This is a genomic window from Acidimicrobiales bacterium, assembly GCA_036491125.1.
Classification (GTDB): Bacteria; Actinomycetota; Acidimicrobiia; order Acidimicrobiales; family AC-9; genus AC-9.
The window spans coordinates 1-15,844 of the sequence record DASXCO010000151.1; the positions used below are offsets into that span (position 1 = coordinate 1).

At 69.9% G+C, this 15,844-nt stretch carries 16 protein-coding genes; 13 read left to right on the plus strand and 3 right to left on the minus strand.

What is annotated here, in order from left to right:
• From VGF64_11730 to VGF64_11785, 12 genes are all read left to right on the plus strand, one after another.
• The coding region (locus VGF64_11730) for an aldehyde dehydrogenase family protein (GenBank protein HEY1635420.1) at positions 1–252 on the plus strand (252 nt) is incomplete at its 5' end.
• Positions 253–268: 16 nt separating this feature from the next.
• Positions 269–1,333 (plus strand): Zn-dependent alcohol dehydrogenase, encoded by a 1,065-nt coding sequence (locus tag VGF64_11735; protein HEY1635421.1) that lies wholly within the window; start codon positions 269–271, stop codon positions 1,331–1,333.
• A complete protein-coding gene (locus tag VGF64_11740) occupies positions 1,333–2,262 on the plus strand; it encodes a cyclase family protein (protein HEY1635422.1) in 930 nt (309 codons plus the stop codon). The genes VGF64_11735 and VGF64_11740 overlap by 1 nt, the downstream gene beginning before the upstream one ends.
• Before the next feature lie 11 nt (positions 2,263–2,273).
• Positions 2,274–3,836 (plus strand): AMP-binding protein, encoded by a 1,563-nt coding sequence (locus VGF64_11745; GenBank protein HEY1635423.1) that lies wholly within the window; start codon positions 2,274–2,276, stop codon positions 3,834–3,836.
• A gap of 3 nt (positions 3,837–3,839) precedes the next feature.
• The gene (locus tag VGF64_11750; GenBank protein ID HEY1635424.1) at positions 3,840–4,601 is read left to right on the plus strand and encodes a glucose 1-dehydrogenase; all 762 of its coding nucleotides are present in this window, start codon (positions 3,840–3,842) and stop codon (positions 4,599–4,601) included.
• A 43-nt stretch (positions 4,602–4,644) separates the two neighbouring features.
• Positions 4,645–5,352, plus strand: coding sequence for a TetR family transcriptional regulator (locus tag VGF64_11755; GenBank protein ID HEY1635425.1), 708 nt, complete (start codon positions 4,645–4,647; stop codon positions 5,350–5,352).
• A gap of 53 nt (positions 5,353–5,405) precedes the next feature.
• The gene (locus VGF64_11760) at positions 5,406–6,578 is read left to right on the plus strand and encodes an acyl-CoA dehydrogenase family protein (protein ID HEY1635426.1); all 1,173 of its coding nucleotides are present in this window, start codon (positions 5,406–5,408) and stop codon (positions 6,576–6,578) included.
• A gap of 7 nt (positions 6,579–6,585) precedes the next feature.
• Positions 6,586–7,716, plus strand: coding sequence for an acyl-CoA dehydrogenase family protein (locus VGF64_11765; protein ID HEY1635427.1), 1,131 nt, complete (start codon positions 6,586–6,588; stop codon positions 7,714–7,716).
• 8 nt (positions 7,717–7,724) lie between these two features.
• Entirely contained in the window at positions 7,725–8,330 is a 606-nt protein-coding gene (locus tag VGF64_11770; GenBank protein HEY1635428.1) for a TetR family transcriptional regulator, read from the plus strand.
• Positions 8,327–8,974, plus strand: a complete 648-nt coding sequence (locus VGF64_11775) for an isochorismatase family protein (GenBank protein ID HEY1635429.1) — start codon at positions 8,327–8,329, stop codon at positions 8,972–8,974. Before VGF64_11770 ends, VGF64_11775 begins: the two co-directional genes overlap by 4 nt.
• Positions 8,971–9,861 (plus strand): TIGR03619 family F420-dependent LLM class oxidoreductase, encoded by an 891-nt coding sequence (locus VGF64_11780; protein ID HEY1635430.1) that lies wholly within the window; start codon positions 8,971–8,973, stop codon positions 9,859–9,861. Before VGF64_11775 ends, VGF64_11780 begins: the two co-directional genes overlap by 4 nt.
• Positions 9,862–9,896: 35 nt before the next feature.
• Entirely contained in the window at positions 9,897–11,069 is a 1,173-nt protein-coding gene (locus tag VGF64_11785; GenBank protein HEY1635431.1) for an LLM class flavin-dependent oxidoreductase, read from the plus strand.
• Here the strand turns inward: VGF64_11785 and VGF64_11790 are convergent.
• Positions 11,066–13,321: an MMPL family transporter gene (locus VGF64_11790; GenBank protein HEY1635432.1), complete on the minus strand. Its 2,256-nt coding sequence runs from the start codon at positions 13,319–13,321 to the stop codon at positions 11,066–11,068. The genes VGF64_11785 and VGF64_11790 overlap by 4 nt on opposite strands.
• Positions 13,322–13,603: 282 nt before the next feature.
• On the opposite strand from VGF64_11790, the gene VGF64_11795 reads away from it, so the two are divergent.
• Positions 13,604–14,248, plus strand: coding sequence for a hypothetical protein (locus VGF64_11795; GenBank protein HEY1635433.1), 645 nt, complete (start codon positions 13,604–13,606; stop codon positions 14,246–14,248).
• Between the two features lie 9 nt (positions 14,249–14,257).
• Here VGF64_11795 and VGF64_11800 read toward each other — a convergent pair whose 3' ends face one another.
• Together VGF64_11800 and VGF64_11805 are read right to left on the minus strand one after the other, a co-directional pair.
• Entirely contained in the window at positions 14,258–15,322 is a 1,065-nt protein-coding gene (locus tag VGF64_11800; protein ID HEY1635434.1) for a pepsin/retropepsin-like aspartic protease family protein, read from the minus strand.
• 47 nt (positions 15,323–15,369) lie between these two features.
• The coding region (locus VGF64_11805) for an HNH endonuclease signature motif containing protein (protein HEY1635435.1) at positions 15,370–15,844 on the minus strand (475 nt) is incomplete at its 5' end.

A 15,844-nucleotide genomic window follows, 5' to 3' on the forward strand; every position in this document is an offset into this window, starting at 1 on the left:
GGTGAGGACGAGGCCGTCGCCCTGGCCAACGACAGCGACTACGGGCTCTACGACTACGTGTACTCCAAGGACTCGGCGCGGGCCTTCCGGGTGGCCAGGCAGTTGCGGGCGGGCCACGTGGGCATCAATACCGCGCAGCGCAACCTGGAGGCGCCGTTCGGCGGCTTCAAGATGAGCGGCGTGGGCCGCGACGGTGGTGACTTCGGTCTGCACGCCTACAGCGAGCTGCAGAGCGTCATCTGGCCGGGTTGAGGAAGAGGGAGGAAGCGTGAGAGGCGTCGTCTGGAACGGCAAGATCGACGTGACCGAGGACCTCGAGGCCCGGCCGCCCGGCACCAACGAGGTGCGGGTCCGCATCGCCGCCGCTGGTGTCTGCCACAGCGACGTCAGCGTGATCGACGGGACCATCCCCTTCCCCACGCCGCTGGTCATGGGTCACGAAGGCGCCGGGGTCGTCGAGGAGGTCGGATCGAGCGTCACCAAGGTCAAGCCAGGGGATCATGTCGTGCTCGTCACCCTCGGTCACTGTGGCCAGTGCGACGCATGCGAGAGCGGCTTCCCGACCCACTGCCGCGACACCTTCGGCAAGACGTCCCAGCCCTTCACCTACAAGGGCGAGCCCGCCTACATGTTCGCCAACACCTCGGTCTTCGCCGAGTACACCGTGGTCAAGGAGAGCCAGGCCGTGGTCATCGACCCGGCGGTGCCCCTCGAGGCTGCCTCCCTGATCGGCTGCGGGGTGCTGACGGGCGCGGGCGCCGTGTGGAACCGGGCCAAGGTCGGCCGGGGCGACACGGTGGCCGTGTTCGGGGTCGGGGGCATCGGGCTCAACGCCGTGCAGGCGGCGTGGATCGCGGGCGCTGTGCGTATCGTGGCCGTCGACGCCAACCCGGCCAAGGAGAGCCTCGCCCGTGACTTCGGGGCCACAGACTTCATCGATGCACGCGCCACTGATGCCGTGGCGGCCGTCAAGGACATCGTTCCCGACGGCGTCGACCACTCGTTCGAGTGCGTCGGTCACCCGGCGGTGCTCCGCCAGGCCATCGACATCCTGGGGTGGGGCGGCAACTGCGTGATCATCGGGGTACCCCCGCCCACGGCAGAGGCGTCGTTCCGGGTGGCCGCCCTCACCCATATCGACCGCGGCATCCTCGGCTCGCGATACGGCTCGGCCCGACCTCATGTCGACGTCCCGATCGTGATCGACCTCTACCGCCAAGGCCGCTTCAAGCTGGACGAGCTGGTGACGCGGACCTACCCGCTCGACGAGGTCGAGACGGTGTTCTCGGACATGGCCGACGGCAAGGTGGCCCGAGGCGTGCTCGTCCCCTGATGGCATACCCGGGGTGGTTCCACCGGCTGGCCAAGAAGGTCAACAACTGGGGGCGGTGGGGACCCGACGACGAGGTCGGCACGATCAACCTGATCACCCCCGAGGTGCGCACGCGGGCGGTGGCCTGCGCTCGCACGGGCCGGAGCTTCTCCTTGGCCCTCCCGCTGTCGGAGTCCGAGGGCATCCAGACCGGGATGCTGCCAGGCCGGCTCAACCCGGTGCGGGCCATGGTCCAGATCAACAACGCGGTGACCGGTGACCCGAGCGACTTCTGCTCGAGCGACGACATGGTCGTGATGGGGCTGCAGTGCGCGACGCATTGGGACGGGCTGGCCCACGTGAGCTATGACGGCCGGATGTACAACGGCTATCCCACGTCGAGTGTCACCGCCTTCGGTGCGTCGCTGTGCGGGATCCACCGGATCAGGACGCTGGTGAGCCGGGGCGTGCTCCTCGACGTCGCCCGGACGCGTGGGGCGACCCGTCTGGACGGCGGCTACGCCATCACCGCTGCCGACCTCGACGCCGCCGAGGCTCGGGCCGGTCTCGAGGTCCGTCCCGGAGACGTGGTCCTCGTCCGCACCGGTCACATGGAGCTCCTCGCGCGGGGTGACAAGGCGACGTACGGGAGCCTGACGCCAGGCCTTTCGACGAAGACGGTCGAGTGGTTCCGCGACCGGGACGTCGCCGCCGTGGCGACTGACACCCTCGTCTTCGAAGTGTGGCCGAGCGAGGACGACGCCGCCATCCTGCCCGTGCACCTGCTCCACCTCGTGGAGATGGGCATGATCCAGGGTCAGAACTGGGTGCTCGACCACCTGGCCGAGGACTGCGCCGCCGACGGGGTGTACGAGTTCCTGCTGGAAGCCTCGCCGCAGCCGTTCACCAACGCCGTGGGCTCACCGGTCAACCCCGTGGCCGTCAAGTAGGAGGTCCCAGGTTGAGCGCTCGTCCAGGAGAAAGCTTCACCGACGGGACGCTGTGGGCGCTCATCGAGCGCCGCGCCCTCGAGACTCCCGACGACCTGATGGCGGTCGACGAGATGAAACGCCGGCTCAGCTTCGGCGAGTACCGACGGATGGCCGAACGGGCCGCTGCCGGTCTGTCGGCTCTCGGGGTCAGAGAAGGGGTCGCGGTCTCGTGGCAGCTGCCGACGTGGCTCGAGTCCCTTGTGCTCGTCGGGGCGCTCTCCCGCCTGGGCGCCGTGCAGAATCCTGTGCTGCCCATCTATCGGGACCGGGAGCTGCGGTTCATGACCGCCCAGACCGGCGCCCGTCTGCTCGTCGTGCCGTCGGTGTGGCGCGGCTTCGACTTCCGGGCCATGGCCGACTCCATCGCGGCCGATCGCGACGACCTGGAGGTGCTCGTGGTCGACCGGGCCCTGCCCGACGCCGATCCCTCCCTCCTGCCGCCGGCCCCGCCGGTGCCCGGTTCGCCGGCCGGCCTTCCCACGGCGTGGGTCTTCTACACGTCGGGGACCACCGCCGATCCCAAGGGCGCCCGGCACACCGACGCCACCATCGCGGCTGCCGCCGTGGCCATGAACGTGGCCCTTGACCTACGCGCCGAGGACCGTAGCGCCCTGGTGTTTCCCTTCACCCACATCGGCGGGATCACCTGGCTCTTCTCCAGCCTCATGACGGGCTGCGCCAACGTGTCGGTCGAGCGCTTCGATCCCATCGAGACCGTCGAGGTCCTCTCTGACGAGGACGTGACCCTGGCCGGGGCGGGCACGCCCTTCCACCTCGCATACCTCGAGGCCCAGCGCCGCCAGCCGGGAAAGCCGATCTTCGCCCTGGTGCGTGCCTTCCCCGGCGGAGCGGCCCCGAAGCCTCCCCAGCTCCACTACGACCTCAAGCGGGAGGTGGGCGGGGTGGGCATCGTGTCGGGTTACGGGCTCACCGAGTGCCCGATCCTGGCCATGAACGCGGTTGGCGATCCCGACGACAAGCTCGCCAACACCGAGGGTCGCGCCTCGCCGGGCGTGCAGCTCGACGTCGTGAGCGTCGACGGCGTCCCCGTCGGCGCCGGCCAGGAGGGCGAGCTTCGGGTCAAGGGTCCCCAGCTCTTCCGGGGCTACGTCGACGCCAGCCTCGACGCCGAAGCCCTCGACGAGCGCGGGTTCTTCCGGACCGGAGACCTCGTTGTCGTCGACGATGACGGCTTCGTCACCATCACCGGTCGGCTCAAGGACGTGATCATCCGCAAGGGCGAGAACATCAGCGCCAAGGAGGTCGAGGACCTCCTCTATCAGCATCCGAAGGTGGCCGACGTCGCCGTCGTCGGCCTACCCGATCCCGCCCTCGGCGAGCGTTGCTGTGCCGTGGTGGCGACCAAGGACGGATGCGAGCCGCTCGAGCTCGCCGAGATCGTCGCCTTCCTCACCGGCCAGGGGCTGGCGATCCAGAAGGCGCCCGAACAGCTCGAGCTGGTCGACGTCGTGCCCCGCAACCCCACGGGCAAGACGCTCAAGCACGAGCTCCGCCAACGGCTGTCGAGCTAGACGATGGCATCGCGACTAGAGGGAAAGGTCGCCCTCGTCACTGGGGGCGGGTCCGGCATCGGGCGGGCGTCCGCCCTCGGCTTCGCCGAGGAAGGCGCGACGGTGGTTGTCGCCGACGTGGACCAGGCCGGCGGGGCCGAGACCGTCCGTGCCGTCACCGACGCCGGCGGCTCGGCCCGCGCCGTCTCCTACGACGTGACCAGGTCGGACGAGGTCGCCGCAATGGTCGCGGACGTCGTCGCCAACGACGGGCGGCTCGACTGCGCCCACAACAACGCCGGTACCAGCGGCCTGACCGCGTTCACGGTCGACTATCCCGAGGAGGAGTGGGACCGGGTGCTGGCGCTCAACCTGCGGAGCGTATTCCTGTGCATGAAGCACGAGATCCCCGTGATGGTCGAGCAAGGTGGCGGATGCATCGTGAACACCTCGTCCGGCGCGGGCCTGATGGGGTTCCCCGGTTTGCCCGCCTACGTCGCCAGCAAGCACGGCGTCGTGGGGCTGACCAGAGCCACGGCCCTCGAGTACGTGAAGTCAGGCATCCGGATCAACGCCGTCTGCCCGGGCAGCACCCGGACGCCGATGCTCGAGGCGTTCATGGGTGGAGATCCGGCGATGGAGAAGATGATGGCGCGCAGCGCCCCTATCGGGCGGCTGGGAACACCCAGCGAGATCGCCGCCGCCGTCGTGTGGCTGTGCACGGACGAGGCGTCCTTCGTGGTCGGCCACGCCCTGGCTGTCGACGGTGGCGCCGTCATCCAGTAGCCCACCAGGGTGGACGGTGGTTACCGGGGAGTATCCTCGACAGATGGCGCCGATGGCCGAACAGGGCTCATCGCAGCCCCCGTCGCAGGAATCGCCCCAGGATCCGTCGGCCACGGACCTGCGGGCAACCGATGGGCGGGTGCCCGGACGCCGCGGCCAGGCGACGCGGCGCCGGCTCATCGACTGCACGGCCGATCTCCTCGGCTCCACGTCGTGGCGCGACATCAAGGTGATCGACATCGCCAGCGCCGCCGGGACCTCGCCCGCCACCTTCTACCAGTACTTCGCCAACGTGGAGCAGGTCATCCTCGTCCTGGCCGAGGAGCTGGGCGAGGAGGTGGGGTCGCTGGCGGCCCTCGTGCACGGACAGTGGAAGGGCGATCGGGGCTGGGACACGGCGATCGGGTTCGTGCAGGCCTTCATGGACTACTGGGAGCGCCACCGCTCGGTCTTCCGCGTCGTGGACCTGGCCACCGAGGAGGGGGACCTCCGCTTCCGGGGGATGAGGACCAGGGCGCTGAACGGCGTCACCGTGGCCATCGCCGACGTCATCGAGACCAGTCGCCAGGAGGGCAGGTCGCCGGCGGCCGACTCGATGGCCATGGCCGGCTCCATCGTCGCCATGCTGGGCCAGGTGGCCAGCCACCGGTACGGGTTCGAGTTCTGGGGGATCCGCACCGCCGGCCTCATCGAGAGCCAGGCGGCCCTCCTCTACTGGAGCGTCACCGGCCGCAAGCCGCCGCGGCACTGAACCGCCCTCTCCCCATCCGCTAGAGTGAAACAGGTTCTAGATAGGAGACCGCGGTGTACATCGGCTACACGCCCGAGCAGCAAGCCCTGCGCCAGGAGCTGCGTGACTACTACGACCGGCTCCTGACCCGCGACGTCGAGGAGGAGCTCTCCCGCAGCGAAGGGGTCGGCCCCACCGTCCGCCGGGTCGTCAGGCAGATGGGGACCGATGGCTGGCTCGGCATCGGCTGGCCCAAGGAGTACGGCGGCCAGGGGCGATCGGCCGTCGAGCAGTTCGTCTTCTTCGACGAGTCGATGCGAGCAGGCGCGCCTGTGCCGATGCTCACGATCAACACGGTGGGCCCCACGCTGATGAACTTCGGCTCCGACGAGCAGCGCCAGCGCTTCCTGCCGCGGATCCTCGGCGGTGAGATCCACTTCTCGATCGGCTACACCGAGCCTGGCGCCGGTACCGACCTGGCCTCCCTCCAGACCAAGGCCGTGCGCGACGGCGACGAGTACGTCATCAACGGCCAGAAGATCTTCACCAGCCTCGCCACCGGCACCGACTACGTGTGGCTGGCCGCCCGCACCAACCCCGAGGCGCCCAAGCACAAGGGCATCTCGATCTTCATCATCCCGACCGACACACCGGGCTTCAAGGTGCAGCCCATGCAGCTACTGGGTGAGCACAACACGAACTACACCTTCTACGAGGACGTCCGCATCCCGGCCACCAATCTGGTCGGTGAGGAGAACGGCGGCTGGAAGCTCATCACCAGCCAGCTCAACCACGAACGGGTCACCCTGTGCTCGCCCGGCATCATCGAGCGAAACCTCGCCGAGGTGCGACGGTGGGCCCAGGACACCAAGCTGGCCGACGGCCGTCGGGTCGTCGACCAGGAGTGGGTGCAGGTCAACCTGGCCAGGATCCACGCCCGCCTCGAGTTCCTCAAGCTCATGAACTGGAGGGTCGCCTGGACGGCCACCCAGGACCGCCTGGACGTGGCCGACGCGTCATCCATCAAGGTCTTCGGCACCGAGTTCTACCTCGAGGCCTTCAAGCTGCTCTTCGAGATCGTCGGCCAGGTGGGCTACCTGAAGCGCGGCTCGCCCGAGTCGGTGCTCTCCTCACGCCTCGAGCAGCTCTACCGCGGCCTGCTCATCTTGACCTTCGGCGGGGGCACCAACGAGATCCAACGGGAGCTGATCGCCATGTTCGGCCTCGGCCTGCCCAAGTCCCGATAGGAGCACGATGGACTTCGCCCTCAACGACGAGCAGGAGGCCGTGCGTGACCTGGCCCAGCAGATCCTGGAAGGACACGTCACCCAGGAGCGCCTGAAGGAGATCGAGGCCGGCGCCCAGCAGATCGACCGGCGACTCTGGGCGGAGCTGGCCCGAGCCAACCTCCTCGGGATCGGCCTGCCCGAGGACGCTGGGGGCAGTGGGCTCGGCTTCGTCGAGCTGTTCCTGCTCCTGGAGCAGGTGGGCCGCACGGTGGCGCCCGTCCCCCTCCTGCCCACGCTCGTCCTGGGCGCTCTACCCATCGCCGAGCACGGGACGTCCGAGCAGCGCCAGCGGTACCTCCCGCCGGTCGTGGCCGGCGATCTCGTCCTGACCGCGGCCCTGGCCGAGGTGGGCACCGAGCCGACCCGGCCCGTGACCACTGCGCGGCGCGACGGCGCCGGGTGGCGCCTCGACGGGGTGAAGGTGTGCGTGCCCGCCGCCGACGTGGCCGGTCGCGTGGTGACACCGGCGCGCACGGGCGAGGACACGGTGGGCCTGTTCCTGGTCGACCCCACGGGCGAGGGCGTGCAGGCCGACGACCAACAGACGACGAGCCGCCAGCCCGAGCAGCGCCTGGAGCTGGTCGGCGCGCCCGTCCCCGCCGAGGACGTGCTGGGGGACCCGGAGGGGGGAGCCCCGATGCTCGACTGGCTGCTGGAGCGGGCCACGGTGGCCTACTGCGCGGTCGCCGTTGGCGTCTGCGAGGAAGCGCTCCGGCTCACAGCCGAGTACACGAGGACCCGCGAGCAGTTCGATCGGCCGATCGCCTCGTTCCAGGCCGTCGGCCAACGGGCCGCCGACGCGTACATCGACACCGAGGCCGTCCGTCTCACGGCCGTGCACGCCGCCTGGCGACTCACCTCGGGCCTGCCAGCGGCCGAGGAGGTGGCGGTGGCGAAGTTCTGGGCTGCCGACGGCGGCCAGCGCGTCGTCCACGCCGCCCAGCACCTGCACGGCGGGATTGGTGTGGACCGCGACTACCCGCTGCACCGCTACTTCCTGTGGGCCAAGCAGCTCGAGCTGACCCTCGGCGGCGCCACCGCCCAGCTGCGACACCTGGGCTCGATGTTGGCGAGCGAGCCCGTCGGGTCCGGCTAGGCGGGTCGATGGCGGACGTCACGCTCACTGGCGCCCAGGCGGCGCGTCGCCAGCGGGTCATCGACGCGGCCATGGCGCTCGGGGCCGAGGGTGGGTACGACGCCGTCCAGATGCGCGACGTGGCGGCGCGGGCGCAGGTCGCCATGGGCACCGTCTACCGGTACTTCTCGTCCAAGGACCACGTGCTCGCGGCGGCCCTGGCCGGGTGGGCCCAGGCGCTGGAGGGCCGTCTGACCCAGGCGCCGCCGCGCGGCGAGACCTCGGTCGACCGGGTCGTCGACGTGCTGCGGCGGGCGGTGCGGGGCATCGACCGCCAGCCTCGGATGATGACCGCCATGGCGAGCGCCATCTCCTCTCTCGACCCGGGAGCGGTCGCCTGTCAGCACGAGCTGGACGCCACCATGGAGCGCATCATCCGCCGGGCCATCGGCGAGCCCGAGCCCGCGGACGTCGGCGACATCATCCGCATCCTCGAGCACGTGTGGTTCTCGTCCCTCCTCAGCTGGATGAACGGCCGCAGCAACGTGCAGAACATGGGGTCGGAGCTCGAGATCGCCGCCCGTCTGCTCCTGCGGGACAGCGACGGCGCCCGCCGTCGGGGCCGGTCGGCATGAAGCCCCACCTGGTGGAGCCGGGCCACACGGCCGTCCTGACCATGGAGATGCAGCGCGGCGTGGTGGGCGACCTGTCCACCATGGACAGCCTCGTCGCCGCGGTCATGGCCGCCGGGACCATCGAGCGTACGGCGCGCCTGGCTGCCGCGGCCCGTGGAGCGGGCGCCCGGGTGGTGCACTGCACGGCTGAATTTCGCCCCGACCTGGCTGGCACGGCGCTCAACTCTCCGCTCATCGCCGTGATGGCGCGCCGACCCGACCAGCTGCGGGTGGGCGCACCGTCGACCGAGGTCGTGCCCGAGATCGGGCTCGACGAGGCGGATGTCGTCGTGCCCCGCCGACACGGCGTCTCTCCGTTCACCGGTACCGCCCTCGACGCCACCCTGCGCAACCTCGGCGTGACGACCGTCGTCGCTTCCGGCGTATCGGTGAACCTCGCCATCCTCGGACTGTGCATCGAGGCCGTGAACCTCGGCTACCAGGTCGTGCTGGCGACCGACGCCGTGGCCGGGGTTCCGCGCGAGTACGCCGACGCAGTGATGGAGAACACCCTCTCCCTGCTGGCCACCAGGGCCACGGTGGACGACATCGTCGGCGCCTGGAACGCGGCCTACACGGCCGGCGGCGGGGGGGTGCGGGCGTGAGGTTCCACCAGGCCGTGGCCTTCCTGCCGACCGATCAGGTGCTCGAGCTGGGGAGGGCCGCCGACGGCATGGGCTACGCCGGCGTCTACGTCTCCGACCACATCTTCTATCCCCGGGAGCTGCGGTCCCGGTACACCTACTCGCCGCACGAGGACGGGTCGCCGGTGTGGCCACCCGAGACGGACTGGCCCGACCCGTGGTGCCTGATCTCGGCCCTCGCCGCCATCACCTCCAACATCGAGCTCACGACGGGCGTGTACGTCGCCCCGGCGCGCGACCTGTTCACGGTGGCCAAGCTCGTGTCGACGGCGGCGGTGATCTCGGGCAACCGGGTCCGGCTCGGCGTGGGCGCAGGCTGGTGCCGCGAGGAGTTCGAGGCCACCGGGCAGTCGTTCGACGACCGCGGACGGCGGCTCGACGACATGATCTCCGCCCTGCGGGCGCTGTGGAGCGGCGGCTGGGTCGAGTACCACGGTTCTCACTACGACGTGGCGCCGCTGCAGATGAACCCGGCGCCGACCGCGCCCATCCCGATCTACGGCGGCGGGCACAGCGTTCCGGCCCTGCGGCGGGCGGCGACGCGCTGCGACGGCTGGCTGTGCGCCAGCGCCTACACGCCGGACGAGGCCCTCCACCATCTGGGCCGCCTCCACGACCACCTGAAGGCCGCCGGCCGCGACGGCGAGCCCTACACGGTTTACATGGCCCTCAAGGCCCTTCCCGACCGCGACCTGTACCTCAGCATGGAGGATGCGGGTGTGACGGACCTGCTGTGCGCGCCGTGGATGTTCGCCCAGGAGCAAGCCGGCGCCGATCCCCGTTCGAACCTGGACGCCAGGATCGCCGCCACCGAGAAGTTCGCGACCGACGTCATCGCTCGGATGTGACATGACCGCGCCCGACAAGAGGAGCTGACCATCTGATGGAGTTCGGAATCTTCAACAGCCTCTACCTTCCGCACCAACTCACCGACAAGGATCCGAAGCACGCCGAGCATCGTCGGCTCATGGACGAGGTCGAGTACGTGAAGGCGGCCGACCGCTCCGGCTTCAAGTACACCTGGGCCACCGAGCACCACTTCCTCCGGGAGTACTCGCACATGTCGGCCAACGAGGCCTTTCTGGCCCACGTGGCCGCCGTCACCGAGCGGATCCACCTCGGCACCGGCATCTTCAACATCACCCCGCCCGTGAACCACCCCGCCCGGGTGGCCGAGCGGGTGGCCATGATCGACCACCTGAGCGGCGGCCGGTTCGAGTTCGGCACCGGGCGGGGGTCGTCCACGACCGAGCAGCGGGGCTTCGGCATCCTCGATCCCGATCTGACCAAGGAGATGTTCGACGAGGTCATTCCCCAGTTCAAGCACATGTGGCGCGACGGTGAGTACAGCCACGAGGGCCGGTTCTTCTCGATGCCTCCTCGTCACGTGCTGCCCAAGCCCTACACCAACCCCCACCCGCCCATGTGGGTGGCGGCGGGGAACCCGAGCACCTTCGAGAAGGCGGCGCGGATGGGGCTCGGTGTCCTGTGCTTCGCCATGGGATCGCCCGACTCGCTGGCCCCGCTCATCGAGATCTACAAGAAGACCATCCAGCAGGCCGATCCTGTCGGCGAGTTCGTCAACGACAACGTCATGGTCACCAGCCAGATGCTGTGCCTGGAGGACGGGCGCAAGGCGCGCGACATCGCCTGCAACATGGATTCCAGCTATCAGACCAGCCTGGTCTTCCACTACCTCGACACCTTCCCGAAGCCTCCCGGCATCCCCGAGTGGCCCGACCTGATCCCCGAGCCCACCCCGGAGGGGCTCGAACGCCAGATCGAGCGGGGGCTGGTCTGCGTCGGCACTCCGGACGAGGTGAAGCGGTCGGTCAAGGGCTACGCCGATATCGGAGCCGACCAGCTGGTCTTCGGGATGCTGTCGACGACAATGCCGATCGAGGTGTGCACCGAGGCGCTGGAGACCTTCGGGCGCCACGTCATCCCCGAGTACGACAAGGACCCCGTGCACAGCACGACCCGCCAGCGTGAGGCCCACCTGGCGGCGGCCCCCCCGGCCGAGCCCGGGGACGGTATCCCGCCGCTGCGGGTCTAACCCGTCGGGACCGGCTCACCACCTCGCTCCGCGGCCGGTGCCAACGGCCGACTCGGCTCGTGGTCGTCGACGTCGACCTCCAGGCCAAGACGGGGAACGATGCGGTCGAGCCGCCTCGGGAACCACCAGTTGGCCTTGCCCAGGAGCTCCATCACGGCCGGGACCAGCACCATGCGCACGATGGTGGCGTCGATGAACACGGCGACGGCCAGACCGAGGCCGAACACCTTGAGCACCCGCAGGTCGCCGATGACGAAGGACCCGAAGACGCACACCATGATGGCGGCCGCCGCCGTGATGACCCGAGCGGTCTTGGCCAGCCCGTCGGCGACCGCGGTGGCGTTCTCACCGGTGCGGCGCCATTCCTCTCGGATGCGCGAGAGCAGGAACACCTCGTAGTCCATCGACAGCCCGAACAGGATCGTGAAGAGCATCAGCGGGATCCACGGGTCTATGGGTCCCGTCCTGGTGATCCCGACGACCGATCCCAACCAGCCCCACTGGAACACGGCCACGATCACGCCGAATGCGGCCCCCACCGACAGCAGGTTCATCACCGCCGCCTTGAGCGGGATGACGAGTGACCGGAACACGGCCATCAGGAGGAGGAAGGACACGATCACCACCCCGCCGATCACCCAGGGCAGACGACCGCTGATGTAGTTGGAGGAGTCGACGGCGGCGGCCGTCACCCCTCCGACCAGGACCCTGACCCCGCTGGCGCTGGTGACCGATGGGACCACGTTGTCGCGGATGCGGTGCACGAGAGACTGGGTCGCGTTGTCCTGCGGCGATGTGGTGGGGATGACGGTGATCACCGCGGTGTTGTCGGCCGCGTTGAACGCCGGCGGCGCGACCTGGGCGACGCCCGGTGTGGCCCGCAGCTGGGTCGCAAGCCGGTCGACGGTGGGCCGGCCAGCTGCGCCGGGCATCTGGGCAGCCAGGACCAGGGGCCCGTTGGCGCCTGGTCCGAACCCCTGGGCCAGCAGGTCGTAGGACTGACGGGTGGTGAGCGAAGGCGAGCCGTTGCCTGCGTCGGTGAAGGCCAGGTTCATGGAGAACAGCGGGATGGCGAGCACGACCAGGGCGGCGAGGGCGGCGAGGGCGGCCGGCCACGGGCGCCGCTGCACCACCCGGCTCCACCTGAACGAGAGGGCTGGACGCTGCGTCCCGGTGTGCTGGCGGGTCGGGACCCGCAGGCGGTCGATGGCGTGGCCGGCGAAGCCGAGCATGGCCGGCAGGAGCGTCAGCGTGCCGAGCATGACCAGGGCGACGGCGGCGATGGCGCCGAAGGACAGGCCGTACATGAACGGCAGGTTCATGACGAGCAGCCCCAGCAGAGAGATGACCACCGTGCTCCCGGCGAACAGCACGGAGCGACCCGATGTGGCCAGTGCGAGCGCCACCGAGTCGCGAGGCGACGCGCCGTCCGCCAGGGCGCGGCGGTGCCGGGTGACGACGAGCAGGGCGTAGTCGATACCCACGCCGAGTCCGATCATCCCCGCCAACTGGGTGCCGAACGATGGCACCGTCACCGCGTGGCTGATCACGTCGATGATCGCCACCCCGGCGCCGATCCCGAACAGGGCGATGAGGATGGGCAGCCCCATGGCGATCACGGAACCGAAGGCGATCAGCATGATGATGATGGCGGCGAGGATCCCGATGCCCTCGCTAGCCCCTGGGCTGCCGGTCACTGCCTTCTCGATGGGCGCGCCCCCGAGCTGGACGTTGAACCCGGGCGCCGCCGACGCCCGCGCGGTGTCCACGACCTTGGAGGCGGCGGACTTGGGCAGGTCGACGGTCTGGGTGTCGAACTGGACGACGGCGTAGGCGATGTGGCCGTTGGACGAGATCTGGTCCCCGGCTCCGGGCGCGAAGGGGCTCCGGACACTCGACACGTGGGGGAGGGGCTGCACCTGGCCGATCACCCGGCCGATGGCGGCCTCGCTGGCCGGGGAGGTGACAGGCTGGGACGTCTGGAAGACGATGTTGCCGGTGTCGCCGGCTCGGGAAGGAAACGCCTGCTGCAGGATCGTCTGGACCTGGTCCGACTCCGAGTGCCCCGAGTTGAACCGGTCGGTGAACTGCCCGGTGACGGCCTGGGCGACGATCGTCAGGACGATGAGTCCCGCGACCCACAGGACGAGGACCAGGCGTCGCCGGTCGTAGCACCACCGCCCGAGCCGGCCCAGGCCGCTGTCGCCGACGGAGGTACTGGTCCGTGCTGCGGCATCGAGCTCCGACTTCACCGTTGACCTCCCATGCTGTGCGCGCCGCGTGGCGCCCTTACCCCTCTAGTCGATTGCCGCCGAGCGAAATCGACACCCGGGCCGGACGATGCAGCTGCGGTCTCCTTCGCCATCTGTGGATCCTCCGGTATGGCAGCGGTGGCTGCCATAGGGGATGACCCCGAACGGACCCTGATTGTGACCCGATCCGGGTTCCCACCCAAAGACACGACGGAGGTGAGCCCGGCCGGCCCGTGACGTTGCCTACGATGCGACGTGCTTCCGCCTGAGAGTCAGAGCCCGGTGAGAGCCCGTCGTCGACGCATGGCGGGTGCGGGTCTGCTCTTGGTGGCCCTCGTCGCTGCCGCATGCGGCGGGTCGGCGCAGCAGTCGTCCAGCTCCTCGACATCCTCGACGTCGTCGCCGTCCTCGACCTCGTCGTCGGCGGGCGGGACCGGCGGCCAGGTCCTCGCCCCCCTTGGTAGCGGGCCCGACGGCAACCCCGTGGACGGTGTGGAGTGCAACACGGGCGAGCAGCTCTCCTACCACATCCATGCTCACCTGGCCGTCTACGTCGACGGCCAGCCCCGGACGATCCCCTACGGGATCGGGATCAAGCAACCGGTGGCGGAACAGACCTCGTCTGGGCCCTTCGTCGCCCAGGGAGACTGCTTCTACTGGATCCACGTGCACGACCTCAGCGGCGTCATCCACATCGAGTCGCCGACACAGCGCACCTACACGCTCGGGCAGTTCTTCGCGCTGTGGGGTCAACCGCTGTCGCCGACCCAAGTGGGCCCGGCGTCGGGAACGGTGACGGCCTTCGTCAACGGCTCGCCGTACCAGGGCGATCCCGGCTCCATCCCGCTCGACCCCCACCAGATGATCCAGCTCGACGTGGGTACCCCTGTGCCGCCTCAGCCCTACCAGTTCCCGAGCGGGCTCTAGCCGCCAGCGCTAGTGACCGGCGACAACCAGGCTCCCCGCCGCGTAGGCGATGACGACCGCGCCGAACCCGTGCAGGACGTCGGAGCCCAGCAGGCCGTTGATCTCACTGTTGGCGCCCGGCACGGACACCGTCTGCAGCGGTTGCGGGTGCAGTGAGACCGTTCCCGCCGACCACGACCCGCTCTGGACCTGCTGCGCCTCTTGCTTGCATCCGATACCGGACACGGTGTGGTGCTTGCCGGTCTGCGGGAGACCGATCGAGCTCACCAGCTGCGGGTCCACGGACGAGACCGACGACCCCGTATCGAGGATGAAGTTGAACGGGCCCTGATCTCGTATCTGCACCGGAACGAGGGCCAGCGTCTCGCCCTCGGCTTGGGCCACGATGAGGGGGACGGTCGTCGACGGCGACGAAAGGCCGATGCCGGACGGGATCGGGATCGAGCTCTGACCGTGGACGTTGGTGTCGGGTCCTGGGGCCGGACCCTCCGGGCCGGGGAGGGCGAGGGACTGGTGCTGGTAGTCGAGCTGGATGGCGCCGAACCGGCTGAGCACGTCGGATCCGAGCAGCCCGGAAGGAGCATCCCGGAGCCCGAAACCGGGGATGTCGATGCCGGAGATGGTCTGGGGCGCCAACGCCACGTTGCCCACGGACCAGCTCGGCCCGCTGACCGGTGTCTCCTTCGTGGTGCAGTTGGCGCCGGTCACCGTCTGGGTCGGACCGTTGGACGGCAGATGGAGTGTCTTGACCAGCTGGGAGTCGAACGACGTCGTGGTGGCCCCGCTGTCGACGACGAAGGCGTACGGGCCGTGCCCGGCGACGCACACCGGTGCCAGGACGATCGCCGCCGCCCCCTGCTTGATGACCTTGACCGGTACCCGGCTGACGGCGTCGTTCCCGGCCCCCGTGGGGGGGCTGACCGCGGGGCACCGGCCCGGGAAGATGGGCTGGTCCGCCTGGGACCCCGACCCGCCGCCACCGCAGGAAACCACCCCCAGACCGGCCAGCAGGGCGCCCGCGACGAGCGCGCCCGCCCGGCGTCGCCGGTCTCGCCCTCCGCTACGCCTGGTCAACCGCGTCGCCGTCCGATCTGCCGCCACAAGTGACGGCCCCGGCGACCCTAGGCCAGTAACCGCTCCCGCACGTCGGGCCGCAGGGGTGGCGGACGGGTGGTGAGGACCGTGCCATCCGGGTGCACGAAGGCCAGCTCGTCACCCTGGTGGCCCTCGATGCGCCAGCCACCCTCGTGGATGAGGCGGTGGTGGTGGCCGCACAACATCACCAGGTTGGCCGGGTCGGTGGGCCCACCGTCGGCCCAGTGAAGGAGGTGGTGGGCGTGCAGCCAGCGGGCTCGGGCACAGCCGGGGAAGCGACAGCCCCGGTCCCGGCGCCGGAGCTGGCGGGCCAGCCAGCGCGGCACCTGGCGGCGCTGGCGCCCGAGACCGAGGGCCTCACCCGATTCACCCTCGGCCACCAGCTGCCAGCGGGCGTCACAGGCCAGACGCCGTGCCGTCTCGGTGGCGACCTGGGGGCCGCCTTCGATCTCGGCCAGGCCCTCGCCGCCGGCCAGGACTGCGGGATCGGCGTGGATCACC